This window comes from Nocardioides sp. NPDC087217, from assembly GCF_044744805.1.
Classification (GTDB): domain Bacteria; phylum Actinomycetota; class Actinomycetes; order Propionibacteriales; family Nocardioidaceae; genus Nocardioides.
The window spans coordinates 720966-742395 of record NZ_JBIUZB010000003.1 but is presented as its reverse complement, the minus strand read 5'-3'; the positions used below and the strand labels follow the sequence as shown (position 1 = coordinate 742395).

At 69.3% G+C, this 21430-nt stretch carries 17 protein-coding genes and 2 tRNA genes; 7 read left to right on the top strand and 12 right to left on the bottom strand.

What is annotated here, in order from left to right; all coding sequences use genetic code 11:
* The first annotated feature begins 343 nt into the window (after positions 1–343).
* The 6 genes from ACIO3S_RS17850 (at position 344) to ACIO3S_RS17825 (ending at position 4505) form a co-directional block, all read left to right on the top strand.
* Positions 344–799, top strand: a complete 456-nt coding sequence (locus ACIO3S_RS17850; protein ID WP_400466297.1) for a hypothetical protein — start codon at positions 344–346, stop codon at positions 797–799.
* A 543-nt stretch (positions 800–1342) separates the two neighbouring features.
* Positions 1343–1678: a hypothetical protein gene (locus tag ACIO3S_RS17845; RefSeq protein WP_400466295.1), complete on the top strand. Its 336-nt coding sequence runs from the start codon at positions 1343–1345 to the stop codon at positions 1676–1678.
* A gap of 19 nt (positions 1679–1697) precedes the next feature.
* Positions 1698–1771: transfer RNA gene (locus ACIO3S_RS17840), tRNA-Ile, on the top strand.
* A gap of 251 nt (positions 1772–2022) precedes the next feature.
* A complete protein-coding gene (locus ACIO3S_RS17835; protein ID WP_400466292.1) occupies positions 2023–3057 on the top strand; it encodes a hypothetical protein in 1035 nt (344 codons plus the stop codon).
* A gap of 251 nt (positions 3058–3308) precedes the next feature.
* A complete protein-coding gene (locus tag ACIO3S_RS17830) occupies positions 3309–4391 on the top strand; it encodes a DUF4238 domain-containing protein (protein WP_400466289.1) in 1083 nt (360 codons plus the stop codon).
* A 39-nt stretch (positions 4392–4430) separates the two neighbouring features.
* Positions 4431–4505 (top strand) — tRNA-Ile (locus tag ACIO3S_RS17825).
* On the opposite strand, the gene ACIO3S_RS17820 is transcribed toward ACIO3S_RS17825, so the two are convergent.
* From ACIO3S_RS17820 to ACIO3S_RS17800, 5 genes are all read right to left on the bottom strand, one after another.
* Positions 4500–5462, bottom strand: a complete 963-nt coding sequence (locus ACIO3S_RS17820) for a GNAT family N-acetyltransferase (protein WP_400466286.1) — start codon at positions 5460–5462, stop codon at positions 4500–4502. The genes ACIO3S_RS17825 and ACIO3S_RS17820 overlap by 6 nt on opposite strands.
* A gap of 89 nt (positions 5463–5551) precedes the next feature.
* Positions 5552–7813, bottom strand: coding sequence for a transglycosylase domain-containing protein (locus ACIO3S_RS17815; protein ID WP_400466283.1), 2262 nt, complete (start codon positions 7811–7813; stop codon positions 5552–5554).
* A gap of 207 nt (positions 7814–8020) precedes the next feature.
* Positions 8021–8446 carry a ribonuclease domain-containing protein gene (locus tag ACIO3S_RS17810; protein WP_400466280.1) on the bottom strand — a complete coding sequence of 142 codons (426 nt, stop codon included), beginning with the start codon at positions 8444–8446 and terminating at the stop codon, positions 8021–8023.
* Between the two features lie 110 nt (positions 8447–8556).
* Positions 8557–9210 carry a response regulator gene (locus ACIO3S_RS17805; RefSeq protein ID WP_400466277.1) on the bottom strand — a complete coding sequence of 218 codons (654 nt, stop codon included), beginning with the start codon at positions 9208–9210 and terminating at the stop codon, positions 8557–8559.
* On the bottom strand, positions 9207–10490 hold the full coding sequence (locus ACIO3S_RS17800) for a sensor histidine kinase (RefSeq protein ID WP_400466274.1): 1284 nt from the start codon (positions 10488–10490) through the stop codon (positions 9207–9209). The genes ACIO3S_RS17805 and ACIO3S_RS17800 overlap by 4 nt, the downstream gene beginning before the upstream one ends.
* Before the next feature lie 118 nt (positions 10491–10608).
* Between ACIO3S_RS17800 and ACIO3S_RS17795 the strand changes: the two genes are divergently transcribed.
* Positions 10609–11361 carry a GAP family protein gene (locus ACIO3S_RS17795; protein ID WP_400466271.1) on the top strand — a complete coding sequence of 251 codons (753 nt, stop codon included), beginning with the start codon at positions 10609–10611 and terminating at the stop codon, positions 11359–11361.
* Positions 11362–11364: 3 nt separating this feature from the next.
* Here the strand turns inward: ACIO3S_RS17795 and ACIO3S_RS17790 are convergent, their stop codons facing one another.
* The 7 genes from ACIO3S_RS17790 to ACIO3S_RS17760 all read right to left on the bottom strand — a co-directional run bounded on the left by ACIO3S_RS17790 (position 11365) and on the right by ACIO3S_RS17760 (position 21387).
* The gene (locus ACIO3S_RS17790; protein ID WP_400466268.1) at positions 11365–12207 is read right to left on the bottom strand and encodes a hypothetical protein; all 843 of its coding nucleotides are present in this window, start codon (positions 12205–12207) and stop codon (positions 11365–11367) included.
* A 31-nt stretch (positions 12208–12238) separates the two neighbouring features.
* Positions 12239–15007: a family 78 glycoside hydrolase catalytic domain gene (locus tag ACIO3S_RS17785; protein WP_400466265.1), complete on the bottom strand. Its 2769-nt coding sequence runs from the start codon at positions 15005–15007 to the stop codon at positions 12239–12241.
* Positions 15008–15066: 59 nt separating this feature from the next.
* Positions 15067–18231, bottom strand: coding sequence for a family 78 glycoside hydrolase catalytic domain (locus tag ACIO3S_RS17780; protein WP_400466262.1), 3165 nt, complete (start codon positions 18229–18231; stop codon positions 15067–15069).
* Positions 18232–18324: 93 nt separating this feature from the next.
* Entirely contained in the window at positions 18325–18933 is a 609-nt protein-coding gene (locus ACIO3S_RS17775) for a lactate utilization protein C (RefSeq protein ID WP_400466259.1), read from the bottom strand.
* The gene (locus ACIO3S_RS17770; RefSeq protein ID WP_400466256.1) at positions 18926–20386 is read right to left on the bottom strand and encodes a lactate utilization protein B; all 1461 of its coding nucleotides are present in this window, start codon (positions 20384–20386) and stop codon (positions 18926–18928) included. The genes ACIO3S_RS17775 and ACIO3S_RS17770 overlap by 8 nt, the downstream gene beginning before the upstream one ends.
* Complete coding sequence (locus tag ACIO3S_RS17765; RefSeq protein ID WP_400466253.1) at positions 20383–21150, bottom strand: (Fe-S)-binding protein; 768 nt, start codon at positions 21148–21150, stop codon at positions 20383–20385. Before ACIO3S_RS17765 ends, ACIO3S_RS17770 begins: the two co-directional genes overlap by 4 nt.
* Positions 21151–21159: 9 nt before the next feature.
* Positions 21160–21387: a helix-turn-helix domain-containing protein gene (locus tag ACIO3S_RS17760; protein ID WP_160028490.1), complete on the bottom strand. Its 228-nt coding sequence runs from the start codon at positions 21385–21387 to the stop codon at positions 21160–21162.
* Positions 21388–21430: the final 43 nt, after the last annotated feature.

Genomic DNA, 21430 nt, shown 5'->3' with positions numbered 1-21430 from the left:
TTCCGGATGCCAGAGCTCTTTGCTGCCCACATGTCTTCGTCGGCTGGGCATCTGACCGCAGGCCGCGTATGCGCGAATCGTGGCACCCGCCGCGAGCGGGTCAAGCTCGCCGGGAACGCCGTCACCCCGCCCGCCGCACGCGACCTCATCGCCGCCGTCGTCGAAGCCCTCGCACGACCACAGTCAGCCGGCGACCAGACCAACCCATATCCGACCCGGAGGAGACCAGCATGAAAGCGCCCGTCACCTACGACCCGACCGACGAGCGCCACCGCGCCGACCTCTGGCCGCTCTCTGGTTTGTTCGGGTCATCTCGCCCTCCCCCATCGACTACGTTCTGGCCATGAGCTGGTTGACCGATGCACATTGGGGGTTCGCCGGGGTCGTCTTCGGCATCTTGCTGACGACGCTGTTCGGGTTCATCAAGTCGGCTGTCGAACTACATTGGACGAGGCAGGATCAGTCGGCTGAGCGGCTCTTCGAGCACCGGCAGGCCGCTCATCTGATCGTCATCCTGGCGCTCAACAAGATCCCGTTAGACCCGTTAGCCAAGGACCTCCACGAGGCGCTCGACGCCATGGAGCCAGCCGTCGGTTCTCTGTATCTCTACGCCTCGAAGCAAGCGAGTCAGGATGCCGTCACGATGGCGACCGACCTGGCCTCATGGGAGGAATCTAAGGAAAAGGATCCTCCTCGGGGTGAGGAGAGCGACGAGACCCTTCGCCGGTTTCACAGGTTCACCATCAGTTCCGTGCGCTACCGACAGTCCGCGCGGCGTGACCTGGGTGTGAAGGATTGAACCTTCTCGCGCGGCCGGCGCGGCGCGCCCCGGGAACCGCCCGCCTCGAACCGGTCGCGCTAGGAGGCCCCGGACGGGTTGCCGGTAACAGGCGGTTCAGGCGTTCGAAACGTCCGGTGGCGCTCAGCAGCGATCGCCTTGACCCGCTCAGCGTTCGCACCAGCGTCGACCAGGAGCAGAGCGGCGTCGCGACCGAGCCAATACCTGCGAGGGTCGTGCTGCCAGCTGGCGAGATTGTATCCGGCAGCATCCTCGAGCAACTCGGCGCGCACCCGCGACCGGCCGGTGTCAGGGTCTGGCTGCGTCGCCCTGGCGGCAAGCTCGGCCACAGCCGCGTCGTGCTCCCACGTTCGCCAGCCAGGAACACCGCGGCGCCAGCCATGCCGGCAGTCGTGATCTCGTCGTCGCGTCGGTTCGGCCGCTTGATCCGCAACTTACGGCGTGCTCTGGTCATGTCGGATCGACTCCTGTGCTCCACGGATCGACCCCGAGTCCCAACTTACGACACACGACCGTTGCGCCCCACAGACGTACGATCAGGTCGTGGCTTCCGAAACGGATCTGGGCCATGCGCTGCCCGCGTCGCTGTCGCGCCCGGTGCTGCTCTCCGCTGTTGGCCGCGTGATGAAGAGCGCCAGAGCAGCCGCATTCACCGCCGAAGAACAGAACTCCCCGCTGGCACTTCGTGCGTACGACCTGCGACACGCAGCCGTCTCTACCTGGCTCGCCGCCGGCACGCCTCCGCCACTCGTGGCGAAATGGGCCGGCCACAGCGTTCAGGTCCTTCTGACCGTATACGCGCACGCCGTCGACGGTCAGGAAGACGCTGCACGCATGCGGATCGAGCGGGCTCTGGCCGATGACGACGAAGCCGCATAGAGCCCGCTAGGATCTGCCCGGGCCGTTAGCTCAGTGGGTTAGAGCAGGCGACTCATAATCGCCCAGTCGCGGGTTCAAGTCCCGCACGGCCTACAGCCAGGTGCCCCTGTCCCAGATAGACGGGGGCACCTGTCACGCCGACCTCTTCACCCAGCTTCCCAAATGCGACGGCTGCCTCGGGCTCGACTTCGACCATCCCACTCGTCCAGCCCCTTGAGAACGCCGACAGAGTGTCCCCCAACTCACAGATGTTCGCCAGGTCCCGCCTTAGGATGTCGCGCGGGTCCGGTCGCGTTGCGGGGCTACTTGTACCTTCTGGCCCACTATCGACGAGGAGTGCGGAGATGAAAGACCCTGAACCTACGTCCGCCGCAAACGCAGCCCACACGGATGCCGAGGAACTGACTGCGGCGGCGGGAAAGTGGATTCGACGGGCAGCGCGCGCATGGGCCGACAAGGATCCAGCGCTCGTCGCCGTCGCCGCTCCAATGGCGGTTGAGCAGCTCGGGAAGGCCTTCTTGTGGCGAACCAACCCGTTGCTGGTACTGCCCATCGATCGAAAGCATGAGGGCCTCTTCATCCGGATGGCACTGAACCCGTCGCTCGCCGACCCCAGTCTTCGAACGATTGGTTTGGGCGCAGTCCTGGACCGAGTCATGACGATTGTCCCGACGTGGCCACTCAACGCGGACGGAGCCAAGAGCCTCGCCGACGCCAGGAACGGGGCCGTGCACGTTGGCACTCGTGCCTCGGCATCCTCAGAACAACTGCTTCGCCTCGCCATCACCGCCTGTGACCGTCTGCTTGCCGAGATCGGTACGTCGCCCGAGGATTTCTACGGCGCGGCTGACCTTCCACTCGTGGCCACCCTTCGCAAGAACTACCGCACCACGGTGGAGGAGTTGATCGGAAGGAGACGTGCGCGGGCCCGACACACCTTCGAGAAGCTCCGCGAGACAGCCGGCGAACAATCTGATGAAGTGGTGGCTGCGAGGGAGGCCACAGCAGCCGACCACCTAGATGGGAGGCTGTCCGACAACGGTGCCCTGCTTGGCGTTAAGGAGCAATGCCCGGTGTGCGGCTCCGCCGGCAGGCTCTACGGACGTCTGGACGTTGATTACGAGGTGGACTTCGACGTCGAGCCAATGGGCGGCGGGCGGTATGACCCGATTCCATTCCCCTACCCCGTCGTCACGCTCTCGCCTCTCGCCTTCGGTTGCAACGTTTGTCAACTACGTCTAGACGGAGCTGACGAGTTGAAGGAAGGCAGCATCAACCCAGAACCTCGTAAGGTCGAACCCTCCGACTTGCCCGACGACATAGATGTCTACCACCTCTACATCGAACACGCTGACGAGGACGCGTTGAATGATCTGTAGATGATCAGCGGCCAATTCGGCAGCGGATCATCTGGATTTCTCCAGTCGCGGGCCCAAGTCCCGCACGGCCTACCACAAACCGCTCAACCCGCAGACCGTTCAACGTCGACGTTCCTCCTCGGTCTCCAGGACCTGTCGGTGGCGAGTGCTTAGATGCCTGTGTGAACTGGCCTTCTGCCGATGACGCGCGCACAAGTCAACGGCCACCTTGGACATCCGAGCGGCTGATCGCTCGCCAGACCGAGGAGGTCATGGCGAAGATCGACCCCAAGAGGTACGTCGGGGCGAAGCATCATGTGGTGCCGAAGTTCATCCTGAAACGCTTCGCAAACGCCAAGGACCAGGTGCTGGTCCGAGATCGCGCTACGGGAGGAAGGCGACTGAGCAACATCAAGGCGCTTGCGGTCACCGACTTCTATACGTTCATCGACCAGGCGGGCGAACTCAACTCCTCTTTTGAACAGTTGTGGGGTGTAGTTGAAGGTGCCGCGGCCGACATCTTGCGGGATCACCTCGACAACCCATTCAGTCGGCCGAGACCGTTCGATCAGGAGGAGAAACAGGTAATCGACGCCTTCGTCGCGTTGCAGTTGGTGCGTGGACCCTCATTGCGACGCGTCTACGAGGTCGTGGCCGACTACGGGATGAAGCTCGTCAACCAGGACAAGTTCAGCGCTGACGATCTCGACAGAGTCGAGTTCCGCGCACACCAGAACCATCACCTCGAGTTCCTCGCCAGCAACGTCGAAATGATCAATGCACACCTTGCGACCCGGGCTGCCTGCCTTGTCACCCTTGACCAGCAACTGCTAGTGATCAGTGACGAACCGGTCTGCCTCGAGCGGCCCGCCGACTTCGCTCGGCCTACTCGTAGGCAGATGCGAGGCCACCCCCGCAACGTCCTCGTGGACGGCGAGCCTGTCGCGCCAGAGGACCTCATCCAGCTCAGCAGCGGGAGCGTCGGCCTCGCTAACGCGGAAGCCATCGCGATGCCCATCAGCCCCCTGCACGCCATCGTGTATGACCAACCCGAAAGTTTCCGGCTGACGAGGCACGTCGTACTGACCGGCAAGGACGCCGCCGAGTTCGCGAACGACGTAAACCAGATCTGTATGGAACAGGCGGTCGTCTGGATCGCCGGCAACCCCGGCCACCCGACGCTGAGTCGAATCAAGTTACCGAGGCAACCGCCGCCCGTTGTCATTCGTGATGGTGGCAGTCGCCTCGCCCGTCAGGCGCACAACACCACCCGCAGAAAGCCGGTCCGGCTCGACAAGACGGCTCAACCCGCGCCCGAGTCCAGCGGGGGCGGGAGCTCGCAACTTAACCCCTGACGTACGAATCGCGTCGCCAGCACGACGTCGTGACAAGAAAGGCCAGGTCAACGCCACGCGGCCAGAGGACTCATAATCCTTGGGTCGCGGGTTCGAGCCCCGCACGGCCTACCAACGATCGGTGCGCTGGACCTCGTGCATGAGCTCGATCTTGCGGAAGCCGAACTGCTTGTTGATGCGCTGCATCACGTCGTTGGACGGGTCGGTCCAGGTGTGGATGCTGGTGCGCTCGGGGTGGTCGCGCTGGACGGCGGCGAGGGTGGCGACCTTGAGGGCGAGGCCCAGCTTGTGGCCGCGGTGGGCGGACTTGACGAAGGTGTCGTCCTGGATGGCCTCGTCGCTGCCGTGGGCGAGGAAGATGACGGAGTAGCCGACGAGCTCGCCGGTGAGGATCTCGCGGGCGGCGGCGGTGATGCGGTCGTAGGAGCGCGCGGTGCTCTTCTCGGCCGAGCGGATGCGGTCGGCGGTGTGCGCGACCAGGTCCTCGTGGGACTTGCCCGGCATCTCCTTGCCCATCTGGTTGCGCAGGCCGACGAACTGGGCGAGCAGGTCCTCGGGGGTCCGGTCCTCCCACATCAGGATCTCGTAGCCGAGAACGTTGAAGGGCTTGTGCGGCAGCGGGAGGTCGGCGGCGAGGTGGTCCTCGCGGCGTACGGACTTGAAGCCGAGCGCTCGCGCGAAGGCCAGGGACGACTTCGGGGGGATGGTCACCTCGGCGGTCGTCAGGGTGCGGCCGCTGGTGCGGCGTACGTCATCGGCGGCTCGCCACAGCTCGGTGCCGACCCCGCGCCAGCGGTGCACGGGGAGGACGTGGATGCCCAGCTCGACGACGTGGCTCCGCTCCTCCTCCGGGAGGTCGAGCTCGGCGATGCCGATCGTCTCGCCCTGCTCCTTCGCGGCGAGGAGTACGCGGCGGCCGTGGTCGTGCGGGGTGCGCACGGAGTTCGCGAGCGCCTCGAAGGTGCGATGCGACGCGTAGGGTCGATCGAAGGCCATCGATGCCGCCTCCACGGCGTACCAAGCCTTCAGAGCGGTGTCATCGTGGACGTCGACGGGGGCGATCACAGACACGGGCACTATCTAACCGTGTCGGGCAAGGCCGCGGGAAATGAGGTCCCCCAGCAAGCGTTGACACGTCATCTGTACGGACCGGATCCGCCTCAGAGCGGCCCCGGCTCGGTCGAGGGGTCGTCGGGGTCGGGGTCCGGAGGTCCGGGCGTCTTGGTCGGCGTCGGAGTCGGCGTCGGAGTCGGGGTGGGGGTCGGCGTCGGGGTCGGCGTCGGAGTCGGGGTGGGAGTCGGCGTGTCCGACGGCTTCGGCTCCTCGGTCGGCTCGGGATCCGGGCTCGGCGGGACGTACGGCGCGTGGCCGGACTCGGGGGCGTCACCGTCGAGCCAGGCCGGCGGCGGGAACTCCTCGTAGTCGAGCTCGTCGGTCAGCGCTCCCATGATCTCGACCCAGGTGTCGGCCGGGTAGTCGGCGCCGAAGAAGGTGTCGAGCCAGCCGTCCAGGGCGCCGCTGCCCTGCCCGCGGCTGTAGGCCACGGCGGTGGAGAGCTGCGGGGTGTAGCCGACGAACCAGGCCGAGGAGACCTCGTCCTTGTCGTTGGTCGCGGTGCCGGTCTTGCCCGCGGCGGGCTGGACGACCGCGCTGGCCGCCTGGCCGGTTCCGCTGGAGACGACCTGCTGGAGCGAGTAGGAGGTGTCGGCGGCGACGTCCTCGTCCATCGCCCGCCGGCTGCCCTCGGTGTCGTCGTGCTCGTAGAGGACGGTGCCGTCGGCGTCGACCACCTTGGAGACGACGTAGACGTCGTTGTGCACTCCGCCGTTGGCGATCGTGGCGTAGGAGTTGGCCATGTTGATCGGGCTGACCGTCGAGTTGCCCAGCGTGAGCAGGAAGTTCTCGGGCTGCATGTCGCCGCCCGACTTCATCGGGATGCCCGGGTAGGCGGGGTCGCTGCGGTCGCCGCGAGGGATGCCGGAGCGTACGGCCATGTCGTAGACGTCCTTGCTGCCGTTGGGCAGTGAGTCGGACATCTCGACGAAGGCGGTGTTGATCGACTTCTCCATCGCGGTAAGGCTGCTGACGGAGCCATAGCTGTGGCCGTTCGGGTCGGCGGCGCTCTGACCGGAGTTGCGGACGGGCAGGCCGTTGAAGTCCTTGGGCGAGTTGCCGTCCCAACTGTCCTTGAGCGAGTAGCCGGCCTTCAGGGCCGCTGCCATCGTGAACGCCTTCATCGTCGACCCAGCCATGGTCGAGCTGCTCGCGGCCCAGTTGATCTGGGACTCCAGGTAGTCCTGGCCACCGTAGAAGCCGCGCAGGGCGCCGGTCTTGACGTCAACCGTCGCCGCGCCGACGTGGAGCTCGTCGCTGACGTCGCCCTCGATGTAGGCCTTCTTGTCATCGGGACGTACGTCGTTGACCGCCTGCTCCGCGGTCCTCATCGTCTTCTTGGTCAGCGTGGTGGTGATGCGGAGCCCGCCGCCGTTGATCTCGTCCTCGGTGACCAGCGGGTTGCCCTGCTCGTCCTTGAGCTTGAGGAGCTCGTCGCGGACCAGCTTGAGCGCATGACCCTTCTGGCCGCCGTAGCGGCTGTCGGAGCGCGGCTTCTTGAACTTCGGCAGCGACTCCTTGGCCTTCTCGCCCTCGGCCGCGTCGACCATCTCCATCTTGACCATGGAGTTGATGACGTAGCGGTAGCGGCCCTCGAGCTCGGCGACCGACTCCTCGCCGTTGCTCGGGTCGAGGTCGTTGGGGTCGTTGAGGATCGCGGCGAGCGCCGCGGCCTCCCGGAGGGTGAGCTTCGCGGCCGGCTTGTCGAAGTAGGCGTTCGACGCGGCCTCGATGCCGTAGGCGCCACGGCCGAAGTAGATGGTGTTGAGGTAGCCGGCGAGGATGTCCTCCTTGGACTTCTGCCGGCTGATCTTCAGCGAGATGACCGCTTCCTTCACCTTGCGGGTGTAGGTGCGCTCCTGGGTGAGGTAGAGGTTCTTGACGTACTGCTGGGTGATCGTCGAGGCGCCGGACTGTGCGCCGCCGGTGTTGTTGTTGACCACCGCGCGCACGATGCCCTTGATGTCGATACCGCTGTTGGTCCAGAACGTGCGGTCCTCCGCGGCGACCGCGGCGTCCTTCATCAGCTGCGGGATCTCGTCATAGGGCAGCGAGTCCCGGTCCTGCGAGTCGGCGATGTAGCGCCCGATCTCCTCCTCGCCGCCGCGGTAGTAGACGAAGGACGTCTCCTTCTCGTACGCGGAGTTGGCGCTGGGGATCGGGATGGCGTTGTAGGCCACGATCACACCCAGAGAGCCGAGCAGCGCGCCCACCAGAATCACGATGAAGAAGGCCTTCAGGACCTTCTTTCCTCGCTTCTTCTTCGGCGCCGGTGTCGGTATGTAAGGCGGATTGCCCTGCCAGCTCAAATTGTCCCCTCCCGCGGTCACAAACGTTCCTAGAGTACGGCGGGCTCCCAGCCGGTTCGCGATCCTCGGAACCGTGTTTGCGTCGTCTCAGCGGTGTGTCAGCAGGGTCTCAGCGAGGTCTCAGGAGGTTACAGGCACAGGAACGGGCCTCCGACCTGGGCCGACGATGTCGTGTCTGCCCAGGTCAGAGGCCCGTTCCCGAAAAACTCAGACCAGGAAGTAGAAGGTGCTGTAGTGGTCGGGAGTGAAGTACACATCACCCGTTGTGGTGTCGACCACGAGCCGGTAGGACTGACGCTGCGCACCGCATTCACGCGGGGTCACGTCGAACTCGAGGTAGGAGTGGCCCGAGGGCAGCTCGCCCTCGTAGTTGTTGTAGGTGCCACCCGAGAAGTTGCAGGTGCCGGTCGGCGGCCAGTCGTGCCAGCCACGGTTGGACGGGTAGCCCAGCGAGGCCCAGACCTCGTTGGAGTCGAGGGCCTCGGCACAGCCCTTGTGGGTGCAGCTCTCGATCCAGTCGGCCTGGGCGGCAGGGGCGAGCGCGACGCTCCCGCCGAGCAGGCCGGTGGTGGCGACGAGAGCTGCGAGGAGCAGCTTGAGCATCGTGAGCACGGAGCGGTTCTTCCCGGACATGAATCCTCCAGTGTGTGCGTTACGGACGGTTGGTAATTCTGCTACCTGGCACGTCCGGATGGGGGCTCCGAAGGTCACGAACCGGTGAACTCTGAGGTGTGAGCGCGTCGTCAGACGATGCCCGCCTCGCGGGCCACGATCGCCGCCTGGACCCGGGAAGCGACCCCGAGCTTCGCCAGCACGCGAGAGACGTGGGTCTTCGTCGTCGCCTCGGAGATCACCAGCCGCTGGGCGATCTCGGCGTTGGACAGGCCCTGTCCCATGGCGGCGAGCACGTCCCTCTCCCGGGGTGTGAGGTCCGCGGGGAGCGGTGCCGCGGGCGTGACCGCAGCGCCCGATCGGTCCGGTGCGCCGGCCAGCTCGGCGAGCACCCGTCGGGTCACCTCCGGGGCGACCACGCCGTCGCCCGCGGCCACGTGCCGGACCGCGTCGACCAGGTCGGAGGCCTCCGCCGACTTCAGCAGGAACCCGGCCGCGCCGGCGCGGAGAGCGCCGAAGACGTACTCGTCCAGGTCGAAGGTGGTGAGCACGAGTACGTCGGCGAGCCCCTCATCGACGACCTGGCGGGTCGCGGTCACGCCGTCGGTGCCGGGCATGCGTACGTCCATCAGCACGACGTCGGGGCGCAGGGCCCGCGCGTTGGCGACCGCGGTCGCGCCGTCGGCGGCCTCCCCCACCACCTCGATGTCGCCGGCAGTGGCGAGCAGCATCCGCAGGCCCGCTCGGATGGCGGCGTGGTCGTCGGCGAGCAGGACCCGGATCATGCGCTCGCTCCCGGCAGCGGCAGGATCGCTCGGACCCGCCAGCCGGTGCCGTCGGGGCCGGCCTCGAAGGTCCCACCGAGGGCTTCGGCTCGTTCGCGCATCGACACCACTCCAGTACCGGTGCCGGCCTCGGCCGCGGGCTCCTTCGCGGCGCCGGCATCGGCCACCTCGATCGCGAGGGCGTCGCCGGGGATCAGGCGCAGATGAGTGGTGCCGCCGCCGTGCTTGAGCACGTTGGTCAGGGACTCGCGCACGATCCGGTAGACGGCGTGGTCGACCGCAACCGGCAGCGCGAGGTCGGCGCCGTCGAGAAGCCCACCGGGGTCGTCGACCCGCAGCGGCAGACCGGCCAGTCGCGCCTGCTCCAGGACGGGGCCGAGGTTGGCGGCGCGGGAGGCGGCGGTGAGGTCCTCGGCGTCGCCGGGTTCGCCGTCGGAGCGCAGGACCCGGATCATCGCGCGCATGTCGTCGAGCGAGGCCAGGCTCTCGGCCCGCACCGACCGCAGCGCCGCCCGATCCCGTTCCGGGTCTTGCTCGCCGGCCAGCGCCGCACCCGAGGTCAGCGCGATGGCGGACAGGTGGGACGCGACGACGTCGTGCAGGTCCCGGGCCACCGCGGAGCGCTCGGCCCGGACCGCGTCGTGCCGCTCGGCGTCGGCCAGGCGCAGCAGCGCGGCGCTGCGCTCCCGCTCGAGCCGGGCCCGGTCATCGGCGGCATCGGCGAGCTCGCTGCCCTGACGTACGTTGCTGCCCCACCACATCGGGGTGACGACGATCGCGAAGAGGGTCAGCGCGAGCACGACCGGGGTGCGCGGGTCGGAGGTGGCCGCGGCGGAGGCGACGACCGAGGCAGCGATGGCCGCCGCGACGGCGAAGGCGGCGATGCGTCGCGCCAGCGGTGACCCGTGCAGCTGGCCGGCGAAGAGCGCGTCCCAGAGCACCACCACCATCGCGATGCTGCCCCCGAGCAGCAGGTCCGCCCCGAAGCAGAGGGCGACCACGGTCTGCACCGCGAGCGGCCGGCGCCGCTTGAGCACGAGCGCCCCCGCCGCGAGGGCGAGCGGGACGAGATGCCACCACGTCGGCACGGTGTCCAGGTCGATGCCGAACGGGTGCACGCCGCGTACGCCTCCGACCTGCCCCAGGGCGTGCAGCGCGAGACCCGCAACGAGCACGACCACGGCGTCGAGCCAGGCCAGCCGGCGGTCCGCGGCGCGCAGGCTCGTGCCACCGCCGAGAAGCGCCGCGGGCAGCTGCTGCAGCAGGGTCGGGCGGTCCACGACACCATCTCAGCACGTACGCCGCCTCCCCGGGGTCATCCGAAGGATGTATCCCTGGGCGGAAGGATCAGCGGTTCGGCTGACGCGCGCGAGGCCGGGCACACGCGAGCCTCGGGGCATGGACATCGACCTCGGCCCACTCACCGGCGACCTGGGCGGCACCGCGACGTACGTCGCACTGGCGGTGCTGGCGCTGATCGACTCGACCAGCTTCGGCACTCTGCTGATCCCGGTGTGGCTGCTGATGGCGCCGGGAAGGGTGCGGCCCGGGCGGATCCTGGTCTACCTGGGCGCGATCGCCGGGTTCTACGCGCTGCTCGGCATCGCGATCCTGCTGGGTGGCTCGGCCGTGGCCGATGCGCTCACCGGGCTGAGCGGCTCGCGCCCGTTCCTCTGGGGGCAGCTGCTCGTAGGCGTCGGCCTGTTCGCGTGGAGCTTCAAGCTGGACCCGCCCAGGTCGGCGAAGGGCCGGACCGAGGCGCCGGAACCGCCGCGCCGCCTGCTCCGCTGGCGCGAGCGGGCGGTCGCCTCCGAGTCGGGCTCGGCCTCGGCGCTCGCCGCGCTGGCGGTGCTCGCCGGGCTGGTCGAGGCCGCCTCGATGCTCCCCTACCTCGCCGCGATCGGAGTGATCGGGACCCAGGGGCCGGACTGGCCGGTGTCGGGGCTGTGGGTGCTCGGCTACTGCGCCGTGATGATCGCTCCGGCGCTCCTGCTCACCGCCGCGCGCGTCTTCGCCGCTCCCCTGGTCGCGCGACCGCTGGCCCTCCTCGACGACTGGCTGGCCAAGCATGCCGCCAGCGCGACGGCATGGGCAGTGGGCATCGTCGGGTTCCTGCTCGCCCGGGCCGCGCTCGGGCCGCTCTTCGGCTGAGCCTCACTCCCAGCCGCAGTAGCCGGGCAGGAAGTCGTAGAGGGCGGTCTTCTGGGCCTTGCTGAGCGGGAGGAAGTAGCTGGCGCCGTCCGGGACGTCGGGGCCGCCGACGTGGACCCGGAAGAGGCTGCCGACCTTGTCGTCGGCCAGGGCGTGCGGGTCGCACCGGGCGGGGAGGACCCGCAGCTCCAGCGTGGTCGGATCGCCCGTCATCGGAAGCGGGGTCGCTCGCGGCCAGGTCGGCGTCTCGGCCGCGAGCTGGAAGAGCACCGTGCCCTCCCAGCCGTCGAAGGTGACGTCCGGGCGACCCTCGGTCGGGGCGAACGTGACCGGGAGGATGAAGACGCTCTGCTTGCCCTCACCCTCGACCCGGGGCTCGCCGACGGTGATGTCGGCGGCCTCGGTCAGGCTGCGCTCGGCGCAGTCGCGGTCGAGGAGGCGGTCGACGTTGGCGTACCTGTCCTCGGCCGTGCCGGTGCTGGTGCGCCACTCCCCCTCTTTGCCGGTCCGACGCCAGGTGATGGTCAGGTCGGCGTCGCCGCCCTCGCCGCACTTCCCGCGGGGCATGTCGAAGTCGAAGTCCATCTCGGGGTCGACCGGTTCCGAGCCCGTCCATCGGGCCCGGAACCGGTCGCTGCTCACCTCGACGCGCGAGACCTCGATCGAGGTGCCGGTGTCGTTGACGAGGCGTACGAACGCCTCACCGGTGTTGCGCTGGAGCCGGGTCTGGTCGAGGTTGGCCGTGAGCCCGTCGGGCCAGGCCGTCTCGCGCGGCTCGGTCGTGCCGCAGGCGGCCAGGGTCGACCCGGCCAGGAGACCCGCGGCGAGCACGGCGATTCGGCGCACTGCCGCAGGTTAGCGGAGTCACGGCACCTGTTCATGCCCCTTTCGTGAAGGTCCAGGCGCCGGAGCCGATCCGGTAGGAGGTGATGCCGTTCTCGGTACCCAGGCGCTCCGGGGTCGCCCTGCCGGGGCCGGTGGCCAGGTAGGAGCCTTCGGGGAGGCGTACGACCGCGGTGACGTTGACCGGGATGCTGGCGCGGAGGGTGAGGCCGTCGGCGGTGCGGGTCCAGGCGGAGGCGACGCGGCCGCGCTGGGTGGCCACGGAGCCCTTGGCGTGGGTCAGACCGGTGGCCGGCACGGTGAGCTCGACCTCGGCTGCGCCCGGGGCGGTGGTGCGGATGCCGAGCACCGACTCGGTGACGTCGACGATGCCGCGCGAGCCCCAGCCGTGGGAGGCGCTGTTGGCCGAGCCGCTCAGCTCCCAGGCCTCGGGAGTGAAGGTGCCTCCGTCGGCGAGCCACCCGGCCCAGCCGTAGTCGTCCTCGTTGGTCAGCAGGGTCAGGACGCTCTCGTCGGCACCGGCGTCGGCGAGGGCCTCGAGCAGCACGTGAGCGGTCATCGGGCCCTGCTTCATCCCCTGGGAGGCGATCTGCTCACCGAGTGCGGGGACGTCCTGCTCCGGTGCGACACCGAAGGCGATGGCGTACGAGGTCGCGTGCTGGCCGGCGTGGGCGGACTGGGTGCCGTCGGCGAGCAGACCGTCGACGTAGGACCCGTCCGCCTTGCGCAGCGTCTGGTTCATCCGGGTCGCGAGGGCGTCGGCGTCCGAGCGGAGGGCGGCGACCTCGGCGTCGGGGCGGTCCAGCTCCTCGCCGATCAACGCGACCTTGCGGAGCACGTCGACGCCGAGCGCGTTGACCGTGGTCCTGGCGGCGGTGGTCATGTCGTAGCCGAAGCGGCCGTGGGCGGGCCAGTCGACGATGCCGTAGAGATACTGGCCGGAGCCGCCGGAGAGGTTGGTGACCAGACCCTGAGTCGGGCCGCTGGTGGCGATGTGGCGGCGGATGTAGCCGGCGGTGGCGGTGAGGTTGTCGTACGCGTCCTCGAGGACGGCCTTGTCGCCGGTCTCGAGGTAGTAGCGCCAGATCCAGTCGGGGACGACCTCGGTGAAGTCGGGGATGTCGCGCTTGCCGTCGCCGTTGGGGTAGACCGCGTTGTAGCGGCCGGCGTCGTTGCCGGTCCTCCAGTAGCGCTCCTGGCTGAGCAGGAACTCCCGGATCGCCTGGCGGGAGGCGACCCGTTCGCGCTGGGCCGACATCAGGCCGATCGAGATGTTGGCGGTGTCGTGCAGGAACTGGCCCTGCTCACGCGTCGGGGTGTCGACGAAGGTCTCCTGGACCGAGTAGCGCAGCGATCGGTCCATCAGGTCCCACACGTCGTCGAGGGTCGCGTCGGAGCTCTCGAAGGTGGCGGCGCCGTCCTCGTCGTACGCGGTGTGCACGACGGTGGCGGTCACGTCCTCGGCGGTGATCTCCTCCCCCGCGCCCGGGATCTCGAGGTAGCGGAAGCCCAGATGGCCGACCGCCAGGTAGTCCTGCGCGCCCGCGGCCTGGGTGTAGGGGAAGGACATGTTGGTGCTCTGCGTCGAGAGGCCGGTGGTCGAGACCCGGCCCGTGTCGGCGAGCTCGTAGCCGGCGCGAATCGGGACCTGTCGCCCGGCCACTCCGTCCTCGAAGTGCACGCCGGGTCGGGCCGGGATGATCGTGCCGAAGTCGGCGACCGGGGTGCCGTCGGCGGCTTCGAGGATGCGCTCGGGGTGGACGACGGTCTCCTCGAGCCGGGTCTGCTGGCCCTCCAGGTGGGTGAACGGCGCCACCGGGTGCGCGCCGACGACCACGGCACCGGACCACTGGGAGTCGTCGTAGCCGGCTGCGGTCCAGTCGCCGATCGCCCGGGCGGCCTGGCCGTCGAGGTGCTCGATCCACAGGCCCTCGCCGTTGCGGGTGCCGACGGTGACATACGGGCCGCGGCGGACCTTCCAGGAGCCGTCGGTGACGATCGTGGTCGTCTCACCGTCGGCGTAGGTGAGCTCGAGCTTCAGGAGTACGCCGGGGATGCCCGCGGCGCGGCCCTGGCCGCCACTGAACCAGTGCAGCTTCACGCCGAGGGCGAGGCGCTCGCCGGGCGTGACCAGGTCGGTGACGTCCGCGGCCTGGTAGTAGCCCTCGCTCAGGTAGCCGAAGTTGCTCATCCGGTCGGCCTGCTCGCCGCCGAGATAGAGCTCGGCGGTGTGGCTGGCGGCCAGGTAGCTGCGGGCGCGGACGATCCTGCCGTCCGGGACCTCGACCTCGGCGCGGGCCAGGGTCCACTCGTCGCGTTCCTGGGCGGGGTTCTCCGCGGTGCCCGGTGGTCTCCTTATCCAGCTCGCGCCGGCCCAGTCGCCGTCGCCGATCCCGGTCTCGAACGCGGCCCTCGCCGACCACCGCGACGGGAGCTTGCCGCGGTCCCAGGTCATGACCCGCCAGGTGTAGCGGCTGCCGGGCTCGAGGGTCTCGCCGGCGTAGTCGATGTAGGACTGCTGCGCGGAGGTGACCTTGCGGGAGTCCCAGACGATCTCACCGGCGGCGTCGCGTACCTCGATCTTGTAGGCGCTCTGCACCTCGTTGGCGTCGCTGTCCTGGGGCAGCCAGCCGAACCGTGGGGTCAGGTCGGTGTTGAGCGGACGGGCGACGTCGTCGACGGTCAGGCCGACGGGTGCGTCGGGCGCGGTGTTGGCGGACGCGGCACCGGTCGGTGTCACGGCCGCCGCGAGGCTGGTGACGACCAGGGCGCTGGTGACGATCGCGGCCAGGCGGAGCTTCATGGGGTCCTCCGAGCGAGTTGGTACGTTGCTGTGCCCGGTTCCGGGCACAGCCTTCAGGTTCAGCAGACGGCGCGAAGCCGCTCGACCTCCGGGCTCTCGCCCGAGCTCGTGCTGATGACATGGCATCCGGAGGGCACGTCCTGGATCACCAGGTAGGAGCCCTCACGCGTCGCGGGCACCGGGCGCCCGTCGAGGAAGACCTGCTCGCCGGACGGCGCCGGCACGAGAACCTCGGCCCGGGAGTTGCCCGGGACGCTCACGCCGACGTCGATGCCTCGGTCGGTCGTGGCGTACGCCGCGCCGATGCGTCCGCGGAGGGTGGGCAGGGTGACGTGTGCCCACGGGACCCCAGCGGGCTGGGGCCGGACGCGGAACTCCTCGTAGCCGGGCACCAGGGGCTCGATGCCGAACATGCCCTGGGGCACGTTGTAGGCCGGCGATGCCGCCCAAGGGTGCGACCAGGTCATGTTGGGCTTCAGCGAGGTGTCCCAGGCCTCGGCGGTGGCACCGGCTCCCTTCGCGATCATGTTGAGCCAGCTGCGGAGTCCTGTGCTCGTCAGCAGCTGGTGCGCGACGTCTCCGCGGTCACCGTCGTAGAGGGCTTCGAGGACGAAGGCGGCACAGTAGACGCTGCAGGCCATGCCGCGGGTGCCGATGTAGTCCGCGGCGCGTTGCGCGACCTCGCCCTGGGCGAGCCCGAACGCCGTGGCGAAGACGCTCGCCTGGATCGCCCAGTGCTGGATCGGGGTGCCGTCGGCGTCGAGGCCGTCTCGGTAGGCACCCTTGGCCGGGTCCCACAACCGGTCGTTGGCCGCGTTCCGGAGGCGGTCGGCGATGGCGGTGTAGGTGGCCGCGTCGTCGTCATGGCCCAGCGCCGTCGCGATCTCCGCCATGTCGCGGAACGACCGGTGTCCGATCGCGTTGATGACGGTGTTGTAGGGACGGAAGACGTAGCCGTCGCGCTCGGATGCCGGCCAGTCGACGATGTCGCAGTCGGTGCACGAGTTGGAGCCGGTGGATCCGGTGTTCTTGCGGATGAGTCCCGTGGACGGCTCCACCCACTTGAGAGGCAGCTTCTCCTGCAGGGCGCTGTAGTTGCGGGCCAGGGCCTCGGTGTCGCCGGTCTGCTGCCAGGAGTCGTGGAAGGCCAGGATCGTGTACATCGGCCACTCGGTCGGCCACGTCCTGCGGGTGAGCAGGTACTCCAGGGAGTAGTTGCCCAGGGTCGGGTCGCTGGAGACGAAGAAGTTGGCCATCATCTGCAGGTAGCTGTCGGCCTCATAGGCGCCGCGCTCGCGGCTCCAGGAGTCGACGTAGAGGTCGTGGTTGGTGGCCTCGATCGTGTTGCGCGACAGCGCCCACACGCGGTCTAGGTCGTCATCGGCGGAGTCGAAGATCGCCTCGTCGGTGTCGAAAGGATAGACCTGCGCCAGGGCCGGGAAGTCGGCGGCGCCCAGGCCGGAGGGAGCTCCGATGACCTCGGCGTAGCGGAAGACCCGCATCCCCCAGGTCTCCAGGTGCTGCTCACCGGCCCGCAGCGTCCACCTGTCCTGGTAGGTGTTGCCGGTCCGCATGGCGTACCGCACGGTCTGGGGCGCGGACAGCTCTTCGCCGAACCGGAGGTCGAGCACCTGTCCCGCCGTGCCGTCGACGTCCAGGGAGAGACCGCCGATCCACGTCCGGCCGTAGTCGATGAAGTAGTGGCCGGGCGCCTTCTCCACCACGCTGACCGGCGCCCTCAGCTGCTGCTCCACCTTCGCCGTGGGAGCCGCACGAAGGTCGCCGAAGGCCGGACGTACCGCGGCGTCGCTCCAGCCGGAGTCGTCGAAGCCCGGCTCGGCGAAGCCGTCGGGCCAGTGGGCCGACTGCAGGTTCTCCTTCGGTGCCGAGAAGAACGAGGTCCCGATGCTGCCGGCCGAGGGGAAGACGAGGCCACCGGAGCGACTCCGCCACTGCGGACCGCTCACGATCGCGTCACGGGTGCCGTCGGCATACTCCACGACGAGCCGTCCGAGGAAGCGCCGGTCGCTGCTGGTCCAACCGAGCACCCCGATCGCGTTCTCGGCTCCCGGCCGCAGTGCGGCGGTCACGTCGAAGCCGTCGTATCGAGCCTCGCCGCGGATCGGCTGCGTCGGTCCGAGACCGACGAAGTCGCCGTTGAGCCACGCCTTGTAGACGTACTGCCGGCCCGGCGCGGTCGAGGATGCGGTCGCGTAGAAGGTGGCCGCCGCGATCGGCTTGTCGGGCAGCGTGAACTCGTGCCGGAAGAAGGCCCAGTCCTGCGATTCGACACCGTAGACGCAGTTGGCGTTCGTGCCGATCTCGAGCCAGCCGCCCACCGCGGCGCCGCAGGCGAAGTCACTGCCGGCGGAGAAGTCGTTGGCGTAGAGGACCTCGCCCGAGGCGGAGGTGACGCTCAGGTCGTCCCATCGGTTGCGCTCGGAACCGCCGGTGCGGAAGCCGACCGAGCCGGCGGCGAAGTCGGTGAGGGTGCGGGTGTCGACGAGGGTGTCGTCGAGCCACGTGCGGATGGTGGTTCCCTCTGCCTGGATGCGCAGCCGGTAGGAGGTGTCCCGGACGAGGGGCTCGGGCAGCGGCACCGAGTCGAGCTGGGTGAAGGTCCCGCCCACGCGCTTGTGCGGAGCGAAGGTGTTCACCCCGTCGCCGCGGAACTGCCACATGTAGTAGTTGCTGGCGTCCGCGGCCCGGAAGGCGATGGTGGCGTTCTGAGACGTGATCCGGAAGGTGGTGTCGATCGTGACGTCGCCCCAGGAGATCGTGCGGGCCGGGGCGAGCCAGATCGGCTGGGCCTGACCCCACTCCTGACCGGGACCGGTGGTGAAGGTGGCGACGCTCGACCAGTCCGAGCTCTTTCCGCGGCCGTCCCACGTGCGGACCCGCCACTGGTAGGTCTGCTCGGGCTCGAGCGCCGGACCGTCGTAGGGCACGTTGGTGCTCGCCGACGACCTGACGCGACCGGAGTCCCAGACGCCGGCGGCTCCGATGCCCTCGGTGATCCGGGCCACCTGTACGCGGTAGGCGCTCTGCGCGGCGAAGGGAACGTGCCAGGCCAGCAGCGGCGAGCGGAGGTTCTCCACGTCGCGCGGCGAGGGCAGCTGCGAGACGGTCAGGTGGGTGGCCGCCGAGCCGTCGACGGCGACGGCCGGGACTGGTGCCGCGACGACGAGGACACTGATCACGATCGCGGCCAGGCGGAGCTTCATGGGGGTCCTCCGGATCGGGATTGATACGTTTCAGAGCACCCCGAAGACTATGACCACCGTCACATGATCGGGAAGGGTCGTGGCCGGATCCGGTCACCGTCTGCCGGCGACCACCAGGACGTGGAGGGTGCGGGGGCCGTGGACGCCTTCGACGCGGTCGAGCTCGATGTCGCTGGTGGCCGACGGGCCGCTGATCCACGTCTGCGGACGGGCGGGGTTCAGAACGCCGATGGCATCGGGTACGTCGGGGACCACCTGGTCCTCGCGGACGACGCAGATGTGGGTGTCGGGGACCAGTGAGATGGCTCGGCGGCCCTGGTCGGGGGCATGGTCGAGGACGATCGTGCCGGTCTCGGCGATGCCGACCCGAGCCTCGGTGACGACCGCTGCGATCCGGTCCAGCTCCGCGGCGGTGAGGGTGCCGTCGTCGACGATCGCGCCGGGGACCTGGACCGACAGGCCGGGCGGGACGACCACCCGGCCGGCTGGGAGCGCGGCGGCGATGCGGTCCTCGAGCTCCTCGGCTCCGCAGCGCTCGACCACGGCGCGGTAGTCGGCCACGCGTTCAGCGAAGAGGTCGACGACATCCGGGGTCGCGACCGGCGCGAGGTCCCGAGGGGCGCCGGCCTCGACGAGGTCGATCGTCGAGCCGGCCAGCGCCTCGCGGACTCTGGCGAGGATCTCGGTGCGTGCGTCAGTCATCGATGCCATCTCCCGTTCGGCCGTAGTCGGTTCGGCCCCCATCCGTGCGCCGCCACCAGGCCCGGAAGCTCTCCCCCGGCGCGTCCGGCAGATCTCGCGCGCCGATCCAGGCGGCGGGTCCGAAGCGGCGCGCGAAGCGCATGCCGAGACCGGTGAAGCGCTCGACGGCGGCGAGGCGGCGCGAGCGCCTCAGGACGTACGCCGCACCCTTCATCGCCACGGCCTCGGGCTTGGGTACGCCACCTCGGTGGGCGTCGACCACCTGAGCGCGCTGGTCGACCAGGACGGAGGGGATGTCGATGCGTACCGGACAGACCTCGAAGCAGGCGCCACACAGCGAGGAGGCGTAGGGCAGCGAGTCGATCTGGTCGTCGTGCCCGACGCCCTTCAGCAGCGGGTTGAGGATGGCGCCGATGGGACCCGGGTAGACCGAGCCGTACGCATGGCCGCCGGTGCGCTCATAGACCGGGCAGACGTTGAGGCAGGCCGAGCAGCGGATACAGCGCAGCGCCTGACGCCCGACCTCGTCGGCCAGGGCGCGGGTGCGGCCGTTGTCGAGAAGCACCACGTGCACCTCCTGCGGGCCGTCGCCGGGGGTGATCCCGCTCCACGTCGAGGTGTAGGGGTTCATCCGCTCGCCGGTCGAGGATCTCGGCAGGAGCCTGAGCATCGGGTCGAGATCCTCCCAGCGGGAGACGACCTTCTCGATGCCGACGACGGAGACCAGCACCTCGGGCAGGGTCAGGCACATCCGGCCGTTGCCCTCCGACTCCACGACGACGAGGGTGCCGGTCTCGGCGACCGCGAAGTTGGCACCGGAGATCCCGACCTTCGCACGCAGGAACTTCTCGCGCAGGTGCTCCCGCGCGGCGGCGGCGAGAACGGCCGGCTCGTCGGTGAGGTCCGCGGGCGCCGGACGGCCGGCGGCTCCCATCTTCGACCGGAAGATCTCGCGGATCTCGGCCCGGTTGCGGTGGATCGCCGGCACCAGGATATGGCTCGGCAGGTCCTCGCCGAGCTGCACGATCAGCTCGGCCAGGTCGGTCTCCCAGGCCGCGATGCCCTCCTCGGCGAGCGCCTCGTTGAGCCCGATCTCCTGGGTCACCATCGACTTGACCTTCACGACCTCCTCGGCATGGTGCGCCTTGGCGATCGCAGCGACGATCGCGTTGGCCTCGGCGGCGTCCCGGGCCCAGTGGACGGTGGCGCCGTTGGCGGTGAGGGTCTCCTCGAGGCGTACGAGCTGGGTGTCGAGGTCGAGCAGCGCGCGTTCCTTGACCGCGGCACCGGCCAGGCGCAGCTCCTCCCAGTCCTCGACCTCGGCGACGACCTTCGCCCGCTTGGCGCGGATGGTGCCGGTCGCGTGGGCGAGGTTGTGGCGCAGCTGGGAGTCGGCGAGGGCCTCGCGCGCGGCCTCCGGGAAGGCCGGCATGCCGACGAACGTGCCCGTCATCGGGACCCCTCGGTCGAGGCGAGGATCTCGGCGAGATGGACGGTGCGTACGCCCGAACGCTGCCGGGAGAGCACGCCGCCGATGTGGGTCAGGCAGGAGTTGTCACCGGCGACCACGATCTCGGCGCCGGTCTCGCGGATGTGGCGGGCCTTGTCGGCGCCCATCGCGATCGAGGTGTCGGCGTTCTTGACCGCGAAGGTGCCACCGAAGCCGCAGCACTGGTCGGCCCCTGGCAGGTCGACCAGCCTGATCCCCCGCACCGCCTCCAGCAGCCGTCGCGGCCGGTCCCCCACGCCCAGCATCCGCAGCGAGTGGCAGGTCGGGTGGTAGGTCACCCGGTGCGGGTAGTAGGCGCCCACGTCCGTCACCCCGAGCACGTCGACGAGGAACTCGGAGAGCTCATAGACCTTCGGGGCGACCTCTGCGACCGCACTCTCCAGGGCCTCGTCGCCGGAGCGGCGGGCCACGATCGAGTGCTGGTGCCGGGCCGAGCCCGCGCACGACCCGGACGGTGTCACGACGGCGTCGTAGCCGGCGAAGGCGTCCACGAACGTACGCACCACCGGGACCGCCTCGTCCAGGTAGCCGGTGTTGACCATCGGCTGTCCGCAGCAGGTCTGCGCCTGCGGGAAGTCGACCTCGACGCCGAGCCGGCGCAGGAGGCGTACGACGGCCTGACCTGTGCTCGGGTAGAGCGCGTCGTTGATGCACGTGACCATCAGCGCGACTCGCATCCGGCGGCCTCCTTCGTCTCTTGTGTCCATCACATCAGTTCAGATGAGTCCGGTGCGTACGGCCCGCACGACCGCCTCCACACTCGTCCCCGCTCCCAGCGCATCCGCGGCCGCCCGGAGACGGCGCCGCACGGTGCGTTCGGAGATGCCCAGCGCCCGCGCGATCCGCTCGATCGTGTAGCCCCGAGCGAACAACGCCAGCACCTCCACCTCGTCCGATGGAAGGTCGGTCGTAGTGGAAGGTCGTACGCCGCCCGAGGCCGCCACGGTTCACTCCTGTCTCAGCATGACGCTGACCGTTGGATGGGCT